Below are 19,427 nucleotides of genomic sequence, written 5' to 3'. Positions count from 1 at the left end.
TGTGATCAGAATTAATTTACTCCTTTGAACTTATCATAGTGCGATGTAACGGTCAATTCACTACCAATCAGAATGCCTTATAGCACTTATTAGTTCTGCTGATAAACGTATAGCAATAATTTTGCACTATACATCTAAATTAACGAACAAGATGGAGTTGTTGCTGTGCAAATTCATAAAATGCGATAAGATCAGCTTCCGAAGTAAAGGTAGCTTGCGCTGAAAGATCACTTCCTCCGCCTTTTCCATGAAAGGTAGCTAGATGTTCTATGAAAAAAGCACCACATTTTAAATGAGGATGACCGTTTTGAGCTAAAAAGACTTTGTATTCGCTTAATGTTGCGAACAGCACTGTCACTTCTTGCTCGGCGATCAGCGTAGCGGCGATCCGTTGTAAGTCTGATAATGTTTTGTATTCAAATATATGTGTTATCTGTTGATTTTGCATCTGAGATAATAATTGATTCGATTCATAAGTATCGTTAGCTTTACGCAATTGCTCTAATTCAGCTTTGAGTTGTTGTTGATCTTCTTCCCATTTGCCAAAGCGTTCCAAAATATCTTTGCGACCTGTATTGAATTTGGTAGCAAGCGTATTCAAAATATGCAAACTGTCATTATAATCAGCAAGTGCACGAGCACCACATTTGAAATAGATACGGATACTGCCTTTTTGCTTTTCAGCTTTGAATAGTTTGATAAGTCCAATCTGTCCGGTATGTGATACATGTGTTCCTCCGCAAGTATTGTATTCGACGTCTTCTATTTCGACGATGCGGATATCCTCGGTCACTTTCGGCATTTTCACTACAGGTAATTGAGCTAATTGCTCTGCATTGACAAAATAACTGCTGACAGCTAGATTATCGTAAATTCGCTGATTGACTGCTTGCTCAAGTGTAGCTAATTCAGTGTCATTCATCGATTTACGATCAATATCGATCGTGACCATATCTTGCCCTAAATGAAAACTGAGTGTAGGTGCATTGAACAATTGTAATGCTGTAGCCGACAATAAATGTTGTCCGGTATGGTGCTGCATATGATCCAATCGACGTTCCCAGTTCAATTGACATTGCGCTTCATTATCATTTGGTAATTGGGATACTTGATGCCAGATATACTCATCTTCTTTGACAACATCTAACACATCGATCTCATTGATCGTCCCTGTATCACAAGGCTGTCCTCCACCGTGTGGATAAAAAGCAGTCTCTTCTAGCCGAACAAAGTACTGATTATTTTGTTCACGACGTTCTACAATCGTTGTTGTCCATTCTCGCAAAAATGAATCGTTGTAATATAAAATAGCTGACATAATCATTTCCTTTCTTTATCCAATGTATACGTTCTAATTCACACTTTATTATCATATCTTCCTTATACATCAGTCGTCTAGTGAACATGCTTCTGTAATCTGCTTTCAAGCCTAACAAAAAAACGTTAATAAAATACCTGCAACAGAACATTTTACTGCTCTGAATACCGATACTTCACTAACGTTTTATTGATTTACTGGATATGTTTGATCATTTTACTATGCTTGATACCCACTTCTGTAAAAGGTTCTCCAACTGATGAATAATGAAGTTTCTTATAAAAAGGAATAGCATTCTCACGTGCATGTAAAATGATCGTACGATATCCTTTTGCTATAGCGATCTGTTCTGCTAATTCGACTAGCTTTTTGCCAACTTGCTTACCTCGAACAGCTTCACTTACAGCGACTTGCTTCATCTGGATGACTTGCTGATCGATTGGACGCAATAAAAGAACACCTATAGTATCTTGCTCCAGAGTCGCACAGATATGAATATCGTTGCCTTCTTCTTGCCAAGGATCATCCCATATACTAAGCCCCAAAGGTTGCCGTAATACTTCGTCACGCAATGAAAGACATGCACGATATTGATCTGTATTCCATTGTATCTGCTGCACGATTATATTTTCCATAATTCCTCCTGAGTACTGGTTTACCCTGTTTGGCTTTTACTGCGATTAGAACGACTTGGATGATGCTTCAATAATAACTTCATTTTAGGTTCAACTAACCATTTGAATAGAAAACGAATACTGCTAAATGATAACAACATCGTTAATATGATCCCGAAAGGAATTAACAATAACTTTTCGGTCGTCGTTGTAAAATGAGTATAAAAATCACTTGCTGTCAGAACCAGCACAATAAATCCATGGAGCAGGTATGTATACAGTGTGTTGGTTCCCATGGTTGATATCCAGGGAAGTTGGCGCTCAGGAATTAAGATCATTATCATTCCTCCAATCAACACAGCAGCACCATATACAGCAATCCGATATATACCTGCGCTCCATTCGTCATGCCCTAACGATTCATACGAAAAGCTTCCAAAAAACCATTCTTTTTTGTACTTATATCCATACGAAGAGATCATGACATACGTAAGAATCAATCCAATACTTGAATAGATGCGCATTCTGGTTGTACGTAACCGATCAATCCATGATTTATCTAAAAAATAACCGATCAGAAAAAATGGAAAAAAGACAAGCGTCCGTGACACACTAGCATAATATTGTGCGTCATTAGCATATCCTGCTAGTATCGCTATCCCAATTACGATCGGCAAAGCATAACGAATACGAATGATATAAGGCATTGCTACTTTCCACAAAATCATACTAAAAAAGAACCACATCAACCAGTACGGAGTAAAATAAGAAAATTTCAACTCTGCTCGATCATAGATCCAGAAATCAAATAAGGAATATAACGATTCAAATAGCAAATAAGGCACAATTAATCGACTGATCACTTTGTTCAAATAATCACCACTACCAATATTTTTAGCAAAATAACCGGATATCAGTACGAATAGTGGGATATGAAAAGTATAAATCATCAAATAAATCGGTCGTAGTAGCGGATCTTCATTTAACGGCTCGATCAAATGACCGATTACTACTAGCGTAATCAGAAGAAATTTTAAATTATCAAAATAATAATCTCTCGTGTTCATCTCTTTCGCTCCTTTGCCAGAAAACACACTATTGTTCAACATCTGAACAGCAGTCACTTCTGGTTCTGTGCTGAGAGGGCACGTTGTATCATCGTCTCAATATTAATTTCATTGTAAATTTATGCATGTTTTACCCTGCAAATTTATCAATGAATCGTTAACACATTGCGTATGATTATAACAGTGCTTGTATAGCGATGCCACTTTTGCATCCATCGCAGCATATAGAGGGATAGCAAAAAGCTCTGTTCTATATCGAAGCAACAGAGCTTTTGAGTATTATTTTGGGCGGTGTGGAATACGTATTTATACTAATGTTGAGATCGGCTGATATTGGTATACAAAATGATAATGACCGGAGCCGATCGTTATGATGATTGTGCTTTGCATTTCTTGTATATTATGAATGCCTTCAATCTCATGTAATGGCTGACCGTTTTCTTGAATAGATGACAATATTGCATGATCCAGTACAATATCAGCGGTTGTATTAACAGGAATGATTACTTCTAACTGTCGCTGATCCTCATGCTCGATCCAGCTAGATTGAATTTTGCCATAAGCAGATTCTAATATAGCACTGGCAGAAGTAATTTCTCCTTCGCCATATCGAGGATAAATTTTACTTTTTTTGTAGGCAGGTATACTCTCGTCCATATCTAGTCCAGCCACATAACGATACAGCCATTCTCCAATAGCTCCATAAGCATAATGATTATACGAGTTCATATCATCCGGCCAGAATGAGCCATCTGTCTTAATGCTGTCCCAGTGCTCCCAGATCGTGGTCGCTCCTTTGGAAAGAGGATATAACCAGGATGGATATTGCTCTTGAAGTAATAATTTGATCGCTGTAGCGTGGTGTCCATGATCTGACAAAGCAAAGCATAGATACGGTGTCCCTACAAATCCAGTCGTTAAATGATAATCATTTTTGATCACAAGATTATTCAATTCGGTTACGGTACGCTGTTGATCACGTTCTTCTAACAAATCAAACATTAACGCTAGCGCATGTGCAGTCTGAGTCGGCGCAGCTAGCCTTCCTGCTGGTGTCACAAATTCATGACGGTATGCCTGAATAATCTGCTCCAGACGCTCACTGTATAATTTCACATCTGCTGCTTGTCCCAATACAACAGCCGTATCCCGTACAATTCGGGTAGAATATGCAAAATAAGAAGTCGCAACCAAATCGACAGGTGTTGCTCCCATATAACTATTTTCTTTGGCATCCAGAGCTAACCAATCTCCAAAATGAAATCCTGTATTCCAGAGATAATGATGACTACCTTGATTGTAAATGTAATCAACCCATGCTTTCATACTGCTATATTGTTCTTGTAATAGGTTCTGATCTCCATAATGTAAATACATAACCCATGGACAGATTATAGCCGCATCTCCCCATGCCGCTGAAGCAGGGAGTTCAGTATCACCTTTTTCCTCGTCCAATACACTTAATACATCAGGTATAACAAAAGGCACACTACCATTTGAACGTTGATCTGCACTCAAGTCACGTAACCACTTTTGGAAAAAAGGAGCGATATTATAATTGAACGCGGCTGTACGTATAAATACCTGTGCATCCCCTGTCCAACCCAAGCGTTCATCCCGTTGCGGACAGTCTGTAGGCACATCAAAGAAATTCCCCCGTTGTCCCCATACAATATTACGCTGTAATTGATTAACCAGAGGATGAGAACATTCAAATGAACCTGCAATCGGCATATCCGAATGCATAACCTCTCCTGTGACCATCTCCAATAGTTGCTGATCGGTAAGGTGATCTAATCCTTCAATCTGGATATAGCGAAAGCCTTGAAATGAAAAGCGTGGCGCATGATTAATCTTACGGTCTTGTTGATCATTAGCGATATAATGAACAGCTTGCTTAGCAGTTCGCAAATTACCACGATAAAAGTTCCCTTGTTGATCCAAAATCTCAGCATGATGTATAACATAGTGCGTGTTAGCAGGTATTATACCTGTTACACGTATGCGACCGACCATATTTTGCCCCATATCCAATACCGTTTCTCCGGCAGGCGTATGTATCACTTCTACAGGAGTCAGTATTTCTGTAACACGAACCGCCCAATTTTCTTGAGCGATCAGATGATCATAAGCCAACTCGGCTACTTTTACCCCTGACCATAAAGAATCATCGTAGCCAGGTTGATCCCAATCTGGTTGTTCTAAGCGAGCATCATAATGTTCTCCATCGTAAATAGATGCTAACGTTATGGGGCTAGGTGTACTATGCCATGATGTATCTGTACCGATAATCTCTTCTTTGCCATTTTCATAACGAACATGAAGTTGTAACAATAATGCTTTGTGTTCTCCATAATGCTGGCGCTTATTTTCCCAACCGAGACGACCGGTATACCATCCATCGGCTAGACTGATACCGATTGCATTATCTCCTGCTTGCAGATATTTTGTAACATCGTAAGTCTGATATTGGTGACGATGAGTATAGCTAGTCCATCCCGGTGTGAACCATTCATCGCCTACACGAATACCATTAATAGACAGCTCATATAATCCCGCTGCTGTCGCATAAATACGCGCAGAACTGATATTTTCAGGTAATGTAAATGATTTACGTAATTGAAAAACAGATTCTAACTGCGGGTTATGCCATTCTTCTTCAGGAGTGATCCATTGCGCTTGCCATTCTGTATGCTCTAGCAGAGCAGTCTCCCACCACTGTATCTCACTCCATGCTGACGTTCTTCCCTGTTGATCTTGAATCTGTACACGATAATAATAACGCGTGCGAGATTGCAAAGGTGAACCTGCATACTTGACTTGAATCGATTGATCACTAACGACGATTCCTGAATCCCATAGCAGTTGTGTCCAATCCTCGTTATCTAATCCAACTTGTATACGATAGCTATACTGCATTGTGGATCGTTGATTAGATTGAATAATCCAGCTAAATTGAGGACGAAGATGATCGCTACCTAACCAGTGAGTACGATATTCACATTGCAGTTGTATCACTTCTAATCCATTATTTGAAGCAGACTGATGATCCATACGATACACGCTCCTTCAATCGTTAAGATAGATGCTCATGCTTTCAATAAGCGGCACTTGAGATGCTTTCTTTTTTATCATACGATAGTTGTAAGCGTTTAAAATGGGGGATTCAGACATATTAAAGTGGTAAATCGGACATTGAGAAGGATGGGAAAATATACGATGACGATCAAACGCAGAATCGATAAGCTGATAGGTGATTACTTTTTTACGAAAGACATCCCAATCTATATTAATCGGGTAGCCGAATCGTATGAACTTCATGAACATGTGCATGATTTTTTGGAATTGAATTATGTCAGTGAAGGTACAGGCAGTCATGTGATCAATGGCATCTCTTCTCCTGTCAAAAAAGGAGATTTCTTTCTGTTGCCGATGGGCATATCGCATGTATACCGTCCATCACCTGCTAGCGATGCTGATCCGTTGATTGTTTATAATTGTATTTTCGATGCCAATTCGTTATTAGAGGTATTGTCTACGTATCCGGGGAGTGAAGTCCTAAAACCTTTGTTAACTGATCAGCAGTATCGTTATAGTTATGATCGATTTCAAGAATTTCATCGTTTATTTCAACAGGTATACGAAGAGTATCATCGCGAACGGGCAGGCTGGATAACGGCTGTGTATACGTATGTTATTCAAATTTTACTGTTGTTACATCGATCAGATACCGAAAGTGAAGTCTTACTACCACTATCTTCTTCTACATGGGAGGATGTTCTACACGAACTTCATACTCATTACCATCAGTCGATATCAGTATCAGAGATTGCCGCCAAAATGAAGATTAGTGTTCGTCAGCTTCATCGGTTATTTGTAAAACATACCGGTTCATCGATGTCTCATTATGTACAGATGTTACGAATTCAAGCAGCTTGTGATCTATTACGTACGACAGATCAGCAAATAAGTGCTATCTGCGAGCAAGTCGGCTATCATGATGTATCTTATTTTCATCATTTATTCAAAAGAAAAACCGGCTCTGCTCCGAAAGCATATCGCCGGTTTATTCGTTCTATAGATCATACCCAATAATTAACTATTTACAGTGTTACGAATCTCTGCCACTTCACTAATAATTTCATAAGAGCGTAGTCTAGCTTGATGATCATATAACATTCCTGTCACAATCAATTCATCGGCTCCTGTATCTGCAATAAATTGTGTTAGTTGTTGTTTTACTTTTTCAGGGCCACCTTTGATTGTCGATCGTAGTTGTTTTTCTACAGCATCTTGTTCATAAGGTGTCCATTTGCTAGACATATCTGTAGGTGGTTGAACTTGACCTGTTTTGCCACGAATAATATTAAGGAATTGCTGTTGCATAGTCGTACCTAACCATTCGGCTTCTTCATCTGTATCAGCAGCGATCGCGTTCACACCGACCATAGCATACGGTTCTTGCAAAATAGCTGAAGGTTGGAAATGATGACGATAGACGGCTAATGCACGCTGTGTATAATCAGGTGAAAAATGACCTGCAAATGCAAACGGCAATCCTTTTTGACCTGCTAATTGTGCACTAAAGTCACTAGAACCTAATAACCAGATCGGAATACTCAAGCCTTCACCCGGTACAGCACGAATCGGTGCATGATAAGAAGTCGCTGACGCATCGAAAAAGGAAGTTAATTCTTCCAGCAATTCTGGAAAGTCTTCTCCGCTATCCAATTGTCTACGCAAAGCAAGCGTTGTACGACGATCACTACCCGGTGCACGTCCAAGACCTAGATCAATCCGTCCTGGATACATAGATTCAAGCGTACCAAATTGCTCTGCAATCACAAGCGGAGCATGGTTAGGAAGCATAATTCCACCTGAACCAACACGAATTGTTGAAGTTCCAGCCGCTAAATAACCGATCACTACCGAAGTTGCAGAACTCGCAATCCCTGGCATATTATGATGCTCTGCTACCCAGTAACGATTGTATCCCCATTTTTCAGCATGTTGTACCATATCAAGGCTATTTTTAAAAGCATCTGATGCTGTTGCTCCTGCTGTTATCGGTGCAAGATCAAGTATAGATATGGGTATATTTCCTAATTTATTTGTAGAATGTGATGAATCTGATTGTTGGTGTTGTTCAGACATAATGAATACCTCCTTCTTGTTAATTATGGATGGTGTTATGGATTCACTATCTCTATAGTATACACCTAATTGTTATTAATTATAAGTTATTTATTAAAAATAACTAAATATAATTCAATTTATTCTATATTTCGTAATACATCTTCTCCGCAAATCACCTGATTACGACCTGCTTTTTTCGCTTCATACAGATGATGGTCTGCTAGAGCCAGTAATTCTGCACTGGATTGAGCTTGATCTGTAATCGTAGAAATACCGATACTTGCTGTCACCGGTAAGTTGCCTGTAATGGGGCTCCAATCTGCTGAACGAATCGCTTCACACAACATATTGGCATATACTCGGCCTTGCTTGAGATCTGTTTCTGGAAATACAGCTACAAATTCTTCCCCGCCTATACGTGCTACAGCAGCAGTTGAAGGAATCGTAAGCGATAAGATTTTCGCGACATGAACCAGTACAATATCTCCTACTTCATGAGATAATGTGTCATTGATTAATTTGAAAAAATCCAGATCGATCATAGCGACAGTCAGAGGTTGCTCCAGTAGAATACAACGCTCTAACAATTTGTTCATATGCACATCCATAAAGCGGCGATTGTGCAGACCTGTCAAAGGATCACGTAGTGCCATTTCTTTAAAATACTCGCTATCGCGTTTGGCTTCTTCTGCATCATATACAATTTGTAAAATACGTGCCCGGGTCTCGCGCTGAGTGGAACGCAATGTTTCATTTTCTTTAAAAAACAAGCGGTGTTCTTCATAAGCTTCTTGATACCGATTGGAAGCAGCATACCATTCTGAACGTTCAAGTCTGACTTTGACACTCAGACGTGCCAGTCCATGTTCTTCCGAGATATGTGCAGCTTCTCGTAACGTTTTTTCAGACTCTTCTAATTTGCCTTGTAGACGTTGCGCTTTGGCTAGCGTTAACAAACATTCTGGTAAAGTAGCCAGTTCTCCTAACTTACGCGTTCCTACAGGTTCATGAAGCATCGGTTGCAATGTTTTCTCCGCTTCTTCTGGACGACCGGCTTGAATCTCAATCACAGCAATCGTATCTAATTGTTGCGCTTCTAAAGGCACTTTATATTTAACACTTAATTCGCGCATTTGAGCGATTAATTCTAACGTTTCAGGAATATTTTCACGTTCATACTGGGTATAGGCCATATTATTTAAAACAAACATCGAAATTTGAAAATCATTCGTAGCGGTTGCGATCTCTAATACTTCTTGAAAACGATGTACCGAATCTTCATATGCCCCCACCTCATCCAGTGTTAACGCAAGCGTCATCAGATGATCTGCACGAATCGGTAGTGAAGTATCCTCTGGCAAGTATTTAAAAGCAATCACAGCATTTTCTAACGCACTTTCATTATCTCCAATACGTCTATAAAAAGCAGCCAATAATCGATGACTGCGAGCTAACAAATAATGATGGTTATGATCCAAAGCCCATTTATTGATTTTACGAATTTTGCGTCCGCCTTCAGCAATTTTACCTTGTCTGCCCATAATATCGGCATGGATAAGCTGAGTACGAATAATCAGGTCTTCTACATCAAGAGATTTCGCAATTTCTAGACTTTTACGAACTTCATATACAGAAAGATTGATATTGCGGTAAGGCATCATTTCAAGCGTATCTAACATGTTGGCAAAAGAAGCAGGAGTATGCACAACGGATGTATCGCTTAATAAGGATTTGGTATGCAATTCAAGATTGAATGTAGATTTGTCCTGATGGGAAAAATGGGAATGATTATATTTTTCGGACAAAATAGTTCCTCCTTATAGCCTGTCATCATAAGATCATCATGCATAGTTTTTTATAAAATGAATCTGTATTGGATAGGTTGAATGTACGTTTTTATAAATATAAATAAACCAATGTATACTTATATTACCATTATGTATATCGAGAAATGAACATTATCTTAGTATCAAGAAAGTAAGTATACTTCATTTCTATATCTAGTCTTTATCTACCTTAGTCTATTCAATATATAAGAAGCAAGATTGATGTAAGCTATTTGTTAGTATTATCATTAAACTTAGCCTAACTTCACTGTTTGGAAGGTCAACAGAACATGTCATAAACGTTTTAGAGGTTTTTCATTGTAAAGTTTGGTACACTAGAATTAAAAAAATTCTCAGAAAGTGAGAGCACATGAAACGATATTCGCCATACATCGAATTTGATCGCAAGGAATGGGCTTCCTTAAAAGATCACGATACACCATTATCTTTGACCGAGGTTGAATTAGAAAAGCTACGTGGATTAAATGAAAAGGTCTCTCTGCAAGAAGTGGAAGAGGTCTATTTACCGCTGACTCATCTGATTCATCTTTACGTGGGTGCTTCTCAACAGCTCCATCAGTTAACCACTTCTTTTTTGCAGAAAAAAGCCCGCAAAACGCCTTATATTATCGGTATTGCTGGTAGTGTAGCTGTTGGAAAAAGCACCACTGCTCGCTTAATCCAGACCCTTCTTACTCGCTGGGATACGCATCGCAAAGTCGATCTGGTCACTACGGACGGCTTTCTGTATCCAAATGCTGTGTTAGAGAAAAATGGGATTATGAACCGTAAAGGATTTCCTGAAAGCTATGATATTAAGCGCTTAATTCAGTTTATTGGAGAAGTGAAATCCGGTAAACCGAAAGTAAAAGCACCCAAATATTCACACTTAACGTATGATATTCTTCCTGATGAGGAAAGCGTTATTGATCATCCTGACATTCTAATTGTAGAAGGCATTAATGTACTACAAGTGAAAAAGGATAGTCCCTTATTCGTGAGTGACTTCTTCGACTTCTCGATCTTTATTGATGCAGAAGAGAAAAATATTGCTCGTTGGTATGTAGAGCGGTTCCAATTGTTACGCCAGACTGCTTTTCAGAATCCAGATTCGTACTTCCATTCTCGATTTGCTGATCTGTCTGAAGAAGAAGCGACTGTAGTGGCTCATCATACATGGGAATCGATCAATGCCAAAAATCTACATGAAAATATTCTTCCTACCAAAGGACGCGCACAGCTGATTTTGAAAAAGGAAGCCAATCATACGATTCAAAATATTTACTTACGTAAATTATAAATAAAGATATAGTGATGTCTATTGGAGGTGGATAAAATGCAAACGATACTAATCATCGGTTGTATCATGATGGTTCTGGCTGTAGCTCTTGGAGCTTTCGGTGCACATGCGCTCAAAAAGAAGCTCAACGCTGATATGATGAAAGTATACGAAACAGGTGTACAATACCATATTGCACATGGACTGGGAATGTTGTTGATAGGAACACTTGGACAGAATCTAACCCACTCTACTCTTGCAGTAACCGCAGGTTGGTTGCTTTGTATAGGGATTATTTTATTTTCAGGCAGCTTGTACGTCCTTAGCTTTACCGGTGTTCGTAAATTAGGAGCGATTACTCCTCTAGGCGGACTTGCCTTTATAGCGGGTTGGATTGTATTGTTAGTCGCTGTTGTACAAGGCTAATACAGTAAAGCATATAGATTCATCTGTATTTATTCAATAGAAAAAGCCTTGAACGTGTACACTGTTATGCTAGATGCATACCGTAACGTTCAAGGCTTTTTGTGTTCATTTATTTGTGCGAAAAATAGATCAAATCGTATTATTTTGTAACTTGTACTGTCATCGTATTACTTTTCGTTGTACCGGAAGCATTAACCAATTCAGTCACATACTCATACGTACCTGCTGGACGATTAGTGATTCCACTGATCGCATGTTGTGCTTGTGGAGTACCTTCTTTTAACGATTGAGTATCGATCAGTGTACCATTCTCATATAAACGGTATTCTGTCGCATTTGTTCCCCACCATAGATTCATGCTTACTTGATAGTTACCGTCTCCATCCCAGTTGTCATTGGACAACACAGGTTGAGCAGGAGAAGCATCCGTTACCTTTACAACTAAAGGCTGGCTTTTTGTTGTACCGAATGAATTGGTTAATTCTAACGTATACGTGTAAGAACCGTTAGCTTTCCCTTTGATATCAGCTTGTACAGTCTGTGCATTTGGTGATTGATCAGCAAGCTTACCACTGCTAATCACTCGATCACCTTCATACAATTTGTACGTAGAACCATTATTGCCCCACCACATATTCATAGTGATCGTGTAGTTACCATCTCTAAGCCCTGTATCGTGTCCGTTATTATCTGTTAATACAGGTGTTCCCGGTACGTCTGTAGCTAATGGATCAGTAACAGGTGGTTCTGTCGGATCGGTAGGATCTGTAGGAGGTGTGCTCGTAACTGCTGTAATATCTGCTGCACTTCTTGGTTTCAATTGGAATACACCTTTGAAAATAGCTGCTACTCCAGTTATATCTACAAATTGTCCATTTTGATAAGCAAAATTAGCTTGAGTTAATCCTGTACGTGCATCTACACGAGCATGTGTTGTTACAGGTTGATCGCCATATACATTGCCAGTTACATCAAATTCAAAAGAACCTGTAGGTGTAGCGGCAGCAATATTGCTGATCTGTACATTTTTTAATTGTACCAATTGTCCTTGATTATACGTATCTACAGCGACTACTGTTGTTGCCGCAGGCAATGTTGCTGTTCCTGTTTTCTCAATTGTTACCGGATCCGTTAACTCTAGCTCAGTATTATACAATGCTAGTGGAGCCGTTACTTTGATCACATCACCTTGATGAAATCCAGCTTGATTTTGGTATACATAGATGCCTGCTGTTTTATCTTGTAAATAAAAAGCTTGTCCACCAAAAGCGCCCGGTTCAGTAGTCACTACACCTTCGATCGTGACCAATTTACCTTCTGCTTGAGTACGAGCATTGGCAATCGTTGTTAGTGCGGGTGCAGGCTGTTCTCCACCATTTTCTTCAGGCAATGGCTCAGCAGGAACATTGGCTATCGTTACCGGCGTAGTAATCAGGTTGCTGCCATTTAGTCGTAGACGCAGACTTGCTGTTCCTGTTGTACCTGGTTTGACGCGTACTGTAATGTCTTTGTACGCATGACCTTTGCTATCTGCTGTTAGACTATACGTCGAACTGTAGCCGTATGCTGTCGGCCATGTACCATCAGGATTCTGTACTTGACCTACCTGCGTACCACCGGTTAAGTAAATACCACTGCTATAACCGGTCACTGTGCTGTTCGCTGCTAAATTATCAGCTACAATACGAATCTGGAAAGGTTCTGCATTTGGCAATTCAGCTTGGTGTACTAAGCTATACGTTGGCGTAGTAACCGAAACGGCACTACCGTATGAACCTGGTTTGAATGTAGAAGAATCCCACCATTTGTAACCTGCTGCTGGAGCTGCCCACGGTTCTGCTTGAGGCTCTGTAGACGTCTGTGGAGTCTCAATTGGCAACAATGCTGTCGGTTGATCCAATTGCAGACCATCTACCTGACTAAAGTTCGTATAGTTTTCTTTGTCTGACAGCCAGTTAATTGTATTAACAAGCAATACGCCGTCATCTACTTCTTTAAATCCATCATAGGTTGTTTTTTTGGTGCCTGTTTCTTCACGTAGATATTTAGGCGAAGCATCTTCAACAGGAGAAGAATCTCCAATAAATGCAGCTTTACCTGCTCCTAATTTGGAAACCGCCACATAAGGGCCTTCAGAAATACCGCCACCGTTGTATACCCCTTGATCCACTGCATTTCCCCAAGACGCATTCGTTTCTGGCAAATATACAATTCCTTTTGCTTTGGCAGGATCAGTGATTGCAAGTGTCGAGCCAGCGTGCATCGCGACACTACTTACACCTTCTGTGATGCCAAATGCTTGATTTGGAGCTACGATCTGATTGGCATTGATATCTCCTAGTGCATTGTAACGGAAGCGAATCCCGAAGTTATCAGATAACCAATCTGAACTCACTACACCTTGCATCGCCGCAGAATTTTTTTCTTCTGTGCTCATGCCTTTTGTTGGATCTTCCCACGCACCACGACGATAACCGTTAATAGCTTCTGATCCGTCCCAACGGTTTTTGTTACGGTCTGCATTGTAATGATCGCCTACAAAGAAAATACTGCCACCGCTTTCAACATATTGTTTCATCGCTGCTTGTTCTGTTGTTTTGAACGGAATATTAGGCTCTGCAATAACAAATACATCATAATCGCTCAAGTCACTATAAGTGATTGGTGTACTTTTGCGAAGTTCTTTCACATAGTAACCATCATTAGCTAATGCGTTTGCAAAATCAGAAAAACCTCCATCAATTACCCAATCAGCCGCCCCTGCTGTCTGAGCATGGCTATTATCGAACAATACTTTTTTACCAGCATTGTCGTTAACCACTTTAGCCGCGATAAATGGAGCGGGATCAGTTGGGCCTTCTGCATGAACAGCTGTTAATCCGCCTAGCCATCCTGTTTGCATAGGTAAAGCAATTGCCACCATCAACGCATACTTTACCCATCTTGATTTCATTCCACTACGTGTTACCATGTTTTGCCTCCTATGTACTGAAAGAATAGATATCTCACTCATATTATCATGGAAATATATTCAAAAGTAAGCTATTTTGTAAAAAAAGCAAAATAAATGGGTAATATTTTAGTTTGATTTTACATAGTAAGGTAGTTAAGTTTACATTCATATTATAAAAATGACTTATGGATACTAAAAGAGGACTTATTCGATGTGGTATTTGCATATTATATAAAAAAAGAACAACCTTAGTAACAAGGTTGCTCTTTTTCGATAACGTTATTTATTTCAAAGACTTCAAGTCTTCTTGATCAAATGTTTTGATATCATCGGTACGTTGCTCATGTAATTTGGTGGCCCATGCTGCATCGCCAATCAATGCCCGACCAACAGCGACGAGATCAAATTCACCTGCATTTAATTTTTTATCCAATTCTTCCAGACGAATACTTTCAGATACATCTTCTGTTTTATTACTCAAAAAGACTTGATTTAGTCCAACAGAGCCAACAGTAATTGTTGGTTTACCTGTGATTTTTTTCGTCCAACCTGCAAGATTTAGGTCAGAACCTTCAAATTCAGGCTCCCAGAAGCGACGAGTCGAACAGTGGAAAATATCAACGCCAGCTTCAGACAACGGTTGTAAAAATTGAGCTAACTCTTCTGCTGTCTCAACAAGGCGAGCATCATAATGATTCATTTTCCATTGGGAGAAACGGAATACGATTGGATAATCTGGCCCTACAGCAGCGCGGCATGCTTTGACCACTTCTACACCAAAGCGTGTACGTGCTACTAGATCGCCACCATATTCATCAGTACGTTGATTCGTTTGTGACCAGAAGAACTGATCGATTAAGTAACCATGTGCTCCATGAAGCTCTATACCGTCAAACCCTACTCTTTTGGCATCAGCTGCCGCTTGAGCATACGCTTGAATCACTTCTTGAATCTCTTCCGTCGTTAACGGCTCATTTACTTTCTCACCGTTAATATCAAGACCGGATGGGCCGATCGGTTGAGCTTCTACATTCGGTAGTGAGCCCACCGGACGTGCCATACCTACATGCCAGATTTGCGGCATGATTTTGCCACCGACTTCATGAACTTGTTTGACGACTTCTGCCCAACCATTTAACGCTTCCTCACCATGAAAAACAGGAATATCAGGAGAAGAGACTGCCGCAGGATGATTGATCGCTGTACCTTCGGTAATAATCAAAGCAACTTCATTTTCAGCACGACGTCGATAATAAGTTGCTACATCTGCTCCAGGTACGCCATTAGGTGAAAAATTACGTGTCATCGGAGCCATAACGATCCGATTGGACAATTCTAAGTTAGTTGTATGAAAAGGTGTAAATAGTTCTGATGTTTTTGGTGAATTGACGCTCATATAAAATCCCTCCAAATATGAATAGTTGTATACCTAAGTAGATCGATATGTTTATAAGGATATCATGCTCTATAATGAAAAGCTAATCCTATATGTAAAATTTTTGTAAAAATAAAAAACGCTTATGGCTGTTATATCCAGCATAAACGTTTTAAATATACTGCAACGATCCGATCATTTATAAGAACAAATCGCTTATTCTGTGCCTCTCTTCTTACGCGTCACTCCGATCAGATCGAGGAAAAATACAAATAACGGAATACCGATAATCAATCCCCACGGGCCGATAAAATGCTCGGAAAAAATAAGAATAACAAACGTATAAAAAACAGGTAAATTGGTTTTGCTGGACATCAATTTCGGATTAAGGAAGTATGCTTCAATCGCATGAATCACAACCACCAGAATCAGCAGATAGACAATATATTTGACTCCACCAATACTAAATGCAATCAATCCCAACGGCACAAGCGAGATAAAAACCCCTGCAACTGGTATTAAGCCTAACATAAAGATAATTAATGCTAGCCCTAACAAGTTCGGGAAACCCATAAACCAGAGCGCTATAATCGTAATAATACAATTGATCAATGAAATCAATAATTGAGCTTCGATGACTTTGCCAAATGTATCTAAAAACATTTTACCAAAATATCCTACTTCTTTAAAAAACCAACCCAGCTTACTTTCTTGGAAAGAAGCTGTAAAACGTGTAATATGCGTACGATCTAATAAGAAGAATAAGCTAAGCAATAATGCTATAAGTAATTGAGAACCTAATTTACTAATTTTTAAAATCACATTAAAGCCTGGCTCTATAAAACGCTGTACATTTAATGTATTCAAAAAGTTAATAATGTACGGGTTCCATTCACTCTCGTGAGGATGGCGATAGGCTTCGATAATCATCTGATATAACTGAGTCACCTGCATAATCACTGTAGGCACCATTCGATACACGCCCCAGCCAATCACAGCAAGCAAAATCAGATAAACCAATGGTAATACAAAAAAACGTGAGACATTAGGAATAAACTTTTGAAATAACTTCATTAGTCCATCATACATACTACCGATTAATATCGTCAGCAATAATGTAAGTAAAATAATATTCATCATACTTTGCATAGCAAAAATCACCAGAATCAGAATCGCAAGCACAATAATTCGCCGGATTCCATCGTGATTTATCCATTCCCTTACCTTCATTCATAGACCTCATCTCTATTTATGTCCGCTCCTTTTATCATAACGGTTTTCTGCTTACTTGTCATCGTAGTATCCGAGACAAAACATATCGCATACAAAAAAAAGGAACCCACAAGTATATTACCTTGGGATTCCTTTTTTCAGTGTAATGTATATCACGAACGAGGGTGACGTACCTGTTGCAATTGTTCTGTTCTTACCTGACTCACCATATCCATCATCCAACCCGGGTATTCACTAGGAATCTGGCTGATCTTATCGAGTGTCTGCAATTCTTCTTCAGAAAATACAATATCGACTGCACCTAGATTATCTTCTAATTGATGCATTTTCTTAGTACCTATAATAACGCTGGTCACTGCACGCTGATGTAGTAACCAAGCTAGAGCAAGCTGAGCTACCGATGCTTCTTTTTGCTTAGCCATCTCGATCAAAGTATCAATAATATCATACGCACGATCTTTATCTACAGGCGGGAAATCAAACTCATTTCGTCGACTGCCTTCAGAATTTTGTTGCTCACGGGTGAACTTACCGCTTAACAAACCTCCTGCAAGTGGACTCCATACAAGCAATCCCATATCATTATGACTATGTAGCATCGGGATAATCTCGCGTTCTAACTCACGACCAGCAAGGGTATAATACGCTTGCGTAGAGACGAACTTTTCAAGTCGATGTTGATTCGAAATACCGATAGATTGAGCGATCTGCCATGCTGCCCAGTTGGATACACCAATATATCGAACTAATCCTTGTCGTACAAGATCAGTTAATGCTTGTAACGATTCTTCGATAGAAGTTGCAGGATCGAATCCATGAAGTTGGTACAGATCAATATGATCCATTTGTAGACGTTCCAGACTGTTTTTGACACCATCCATAATATGATTGCGAGAAGAACCTTTCTGATTAGGAGAAGACCCCATCACTCCGAAAACTTTAGTTGCAATCACCACTTCTTCTCGTTTGATGCCCAAATTACGTAACGCTTGTCCGGTAATTCTTTCTGAATTGCCTTCTGAGTAAATATCTGCGGTATCGATAAAGTTAATTCCTGCTTCCAAAGCACGTGCTAGTAAAGTATCTGCTTCTTCTTGCTGCACTTTACCAACTACATCAAAATTTGCTCCTCCTCCGAACGTCATTGTGCCAAAACATAATTCAGATACAAATAGCCCGCTAGGACCTAATTGATTATAGCGCATATATATTTCCTCCTATTCAATTCATAACATAGATTGGTTACCTTCTATATCCTATCCTCTATTGATATACACAACCAGAGTACGCTTATACTAGTAAAAAAACTAACAGGCAACATGTAAGCTACGTGTTGGTTTGGAAAATAGATAGAGATCAGCTACACCGTTACTATACGGATATACAGACTGTTACGATACTGACGAATAGATGCACATATGATAATTTGGATTGTTATCCAGTGTAGAGACCGAATTGGAATCAAAAGCAATAGATTTCTGAGCATCAGGCATGTAAATGTGTAACAGACATGCTTTTTGAATTTGAACACGATGGAGATTCCAGATCGATTCAAATTCAGGGCTATCCAGACAGAGACGCTGTACAAATTCTCTAAAAAAAAGACTTTCAGGATGCCGATCATAATAACCACGATATACAGCTACGCAATTGATAGCATATTCTTCCCAATTTCCAATACGACTCCGAAAATCTTTATTCAAAAATACTATTCGCATAAAAAAGCGTTCTTCAGGTAGCATCTCATCTAGATTCGAAAATAGTGTATTTGCCGCCGGATTCCAAAAAACAAACTCTGACATATGATTAGTAATAATCGCTGGAGAATGAAGTTGATTAATAATCAATTGCCACTCCGGACTCAAAGCTTTTGTTACATCAGAAATAGTCTCAGGTTCATTCGGATTCCAGAGCTGAAGCAAATGTATTCTTTCATCAGGAGTTAATTGTAGCGCTCTAGCTATATTCTCAATCACATCCCTTGAAGCTGTCACATCTCTTCCCTGCTCTAACCACGTATAATAAGTAGCACTGACACCGGCAAGCACTGCTACTTCTTCCCGGCGTAGCCCGGGGGTTCTACGTTGACCGTAAGAATGACTGAATCCTGCTTGTTCTGGTTGTAATTGATAACGGCGTGATTTGAGAAACATTCCTAGTGTTCTCAGTTTGGTATTTTCTTGGATCATAGCGATCCCTC

14 protein-coding genes are annotated in these 19,427 nt (G+C 39.4%); 3 read left to right on the top strand and 11 right to left on the bottom strand.

The annotated features are described in order from the left end of the window. Positions 1-139 precede the first annotated feature (139 nt). The 4 genes from PQ460_RS12160 to PQ460_RS12145 all read right to left on the bottom strand — a co-directional run bounded on the left by PQ460_RS12160 (position 140) and on the right by PQ460_RS12145 (position 6,053). Positions 140-1,318 carry an alanyl-tRNA editing protein gene (locus PQ460_RS12160; RefSeq protein WP_274169918.1) on the bottom strand — a complete coding sequence of 393 codons (1,179 nt, stop codon included), beginning with the start codon at positions 1,316-1,318 and terminating at the stop codon, positions 140-142. A 194-nt stretch (positions 1,319-1,512) separates the two neighbouring features. Beyond that, on the bottom strand, positions 1,513-1,953 hold the full coding sequence (locus PQ460_RS12155; protein WP_274169917.1) for a GNAT family N-acetyltransferase: 441 nt from the start codon (positions 1,951-1,953) through the stop codon (positions 1,513-1,515). A 20-nt stretch (positions 1,954-1,973) separates the two neighbouring features. After that, positions 1,974-2,999 carry an acyltransferase family protein gene (locus PQ460_RS12150; RefSeq protein WP_274169916.1) on the bottom strand — a complete coding sequence of 342 codons (1,026 nt, stop codon included), beginning with the start codon at positions 2,997-2,999 and terminating at the stop codon, positions 1,974-1,976. Between the two features lie 306 nt (positions 3,000-3,305). Beyond that, complete coding sequence (locus PQ460_RS12145) at positions 3,306-6,053, bottom strand: alpha-L-rhamnosidase (RefSeq protein ID WP_274169915.1); 2,748 nt, start codon at positions 6,051-6,053, stop codon at positions 3,306-3,308. A 150-nt stretch (positions 6,054-6,203) separates the two neighbouring features. On the opposite strand from PQ460_RS12145, the gene PQ460_RS12140 reads away from it, so the two are divergent. Next, a complete protein-coding gene (locus PQ460_RS12140) occupies positions 6,204-7,094 on the top strand; it encodes an AraC family transcriptional regulator (protein WP_274169914.1) in 891 nt (296 codons plus the stop codon). Here the strand turns inward: PQ460_RS12140 and PQ460_RS12135 are convergent, their stop codons facing one another. Beyond that, on the bottom strand, positions 7,095-8,153 hold the full coding sequence (locus tag PQ460_RS12135) for an LLM class flavin-dependent oxidoreductase (protein ID WP_274169913.1): 1,059 nt from the start codon (positions 8,151-8,153) through the stop codon (positions 7,095-7,097). 119 nt (positions 8,154-8,272) lie between these two features. Then, on the bottom strand, positions 8,273-9,940 hold the full coding sequence (locus PQ460_RS12130) for a GGDEF domain-containing protein (protein WP_273612425.1): 1,668 nt from the start codon (positions 9,938-9,940) through the stop codon (positions 8,273-8,275). A 391-nt stretch (positions 9,941-10,331) separates the two neighbouring features. Between PQ460_RS12130 and coaA the strand changes: the two genes are divergently transcribed. Together coaA and PQ460_RS12120 are read left to right on the top strand one after the other, a co-directional pair. After that, complete coding sequence (coaA, locus tag PQ460_RS12125) at positions 10,332-11,261, top strand: type I pantothenate kinase (RefSeq protein ID WP_273612426.1); 930 nt, start codon at positions 10,332-10,334, stop codon at positions 11,259-11,261. 36 nt (positions 11,262-11,297) lie between these two features. Beyond that, positions 11,298-11,666 carry a DUF423 domain-containing protein gene (locus tag PQ460_RS12120; protein WP_273612427.1) on the top strand — a complete coding sequence of 123 codons (369 nt, stop codon included), beginning with the start codon at positions 11,298-11,300 and terminating at the stop codon, positions 11,664-11,666. Between the two features lie 139 nt (positions 11,667-11,805). Here PQ460_RS12120 and PQ460_RS12115 read toward each other — a convergent pair whose 3' ends face one another. From PQ460_RS12115 to PQ460_RS12095, 5 genes are all read right to left on the bottom strand, one after another. Next, positions 11,806-14,637 (bottom strand): chitinase N-terminal domain-containing protein, encoded by a 2,832-nt coding sequence (locus PQ460_RS12115; RefSeq protein ID WP_443147153.1) that lies wholly within the window; start codon positions 14,635-14,637, stop codon positions 11,806-11,808. 265 nt (positions 14,638-14,902) lie between these two features. Continuing rightward, positions 14,903-16,015, bottom strand: coding sequence for an NADH:flavin oxidoreductase (locus PQ460_RS12110; protein ID WP_274169912.1), 1,113 nt, complete (start codon positions 16,013-16,015; stop codon positions 14,903-14,905). Between the two features lie 195 nt (positions 16,016-16,210). Further along, entirely contained in the window at positions 16,211-17,224 is a 1,014-nt protein-coding gene (locus tag PQ460_RS12105) for an AI-2E family transporter (RefSeq protein ID WP_273612429.1), read from the bottom strand. Positions 17,225-17,379: 155 nt separating this feature from the next. Then, positions 17,380-18,432, bottom strand: a complete 1,053-nt coding sequence (locus tag PQ460_RS12100; RefSeq protein ID WP_274169911.1) for an aldo/keto reductase — start codon at positions 18,430-18,432, stop codon at positions 17,380-17,382. Between the two features lie 186 nt (positions 18,433-18,618). After that, positions 18,619-19,416, bottom strand: a complete 798-nt coding sequence (locus PQ460_RS12095; RefSeq protein ID WP_274169910.1) for a helix-turn-helix transcriptional regulator — start codon at positions 19,414-19,416, stop codon at positions 18,619-18,621. Positions 19,417-19,427: the final 11 nt, after the last annotated feature.

The organism is Paenibacillus sp. KACC 21273 (genome assembly GCF_028736095.1).
Lineage (GTDB): Bacteria > Bacillota > Bacilli > Paenibacillales > Paenibacillaceae > Saccharibacillus > Saccharibacillus kyungheensis.
The sequence above is the reverse complement of the archived record's forward strand: the minus strand, read 5'-3'. Positions and strand labels throughout refer to the sequence as shown.

What these genes read in the sequence shown, in the direction of transcription:
- PQ460_RS12160 (WP_274169918.1), bottom strand. Translation starts at nt 1,318, where the DNA reads ATGTCAGCTATTTTATATTACAACGATTCATTTTTGCGAGAATGGACA.
- PQ460_RS12155 (WP_274169917.1), bottom strand. Translation starts at nt 1,953, where the DNA reads ATGGAAAATATAATCGTGCAGCAGATACAATGGAATACAGATCAATAT.
- PQ460_RS12150 (WP_274169916.1), bottom strand. Translation starts at nt 2,999, where the DNA reads ATGAACACGAGAGATTATTATTTTGATAATTTAAAATTTCTTCTGATT.
- PQ460_RS12145 (WP_274169915.1), bottom strand. Translation starts at nt 6,053, where the DNA reads ATGGATCATCAGTCTGCTTCAAATAATGGATTAGAAGTGATACAACTG.
- PQ460_RS12140 (WP_274169914.1), top strand. Translation starts at nt 6,204, where the DNA reads ATGGGAAAATATACGATGACGATCAAACGCAGAATCGATAAGCTGATA.
- PQ460_RS12135 (WP_274169913.1), bottom strand. Translation starts at nt 8,153, where the DNA reads ATGTCTGAACAACACCAACAATCAGATTCATCACATTCTACAAATAAA.
- coaA (WP_273612426.1), top strand. Translation starts at nt 10,332, where the DNA reads ATGAAACGATATTCGCCATACATCGAATTTGATCGCAAGGAATGGGCT.
- PQ460_RS12120 (WP_273612427.1), top strand. Translation starts at nt 11,298, where the DNA reads ATGCAAACGATACTAATCATCGGTTGTATCATGATGGTTCTGGCTGTA.
- PQ460_RS12115 (WP_443147153.1), bottom strand. Translation starts at nt 14,637, where the DNA reads ATGGTAACACGTAGTGGAATGAAATCAAGATGGGTAAAGTATGCGTTG.
- PQ460_RS12110 (WP_274169912.1), bottom strand. Translation starts at nt 16,015, where the DNA reads ATGAGCGTCAATTCACCAAAAACATCAGAACTATTTACACCTTTTCAT.
- PQ460_RS12105 (WP_273612429.1), bottom strand. Translation starts at nt 17,224, where the DNA reads ATGAAGGTAAGGGAATGGATAAATCACGATGGAATCCGGCGAATTATT.
- PQ460_RS12100 (WP_274169911.1), bottom strand. Translation starts at nt 18,432, where the DNA reads ATGCGCTATAATCAATTAGGTCCTAGCGGGCTATTTGTATCTGAATTA.
- PQ460_RS12095 (WP_274169910.1), bottom strand. Translation starts at nt 19,416, where the DNA reads ATGATCCAAGAAAATACCAAACTGAGAACACTAGGAATGTTTCTCAAA.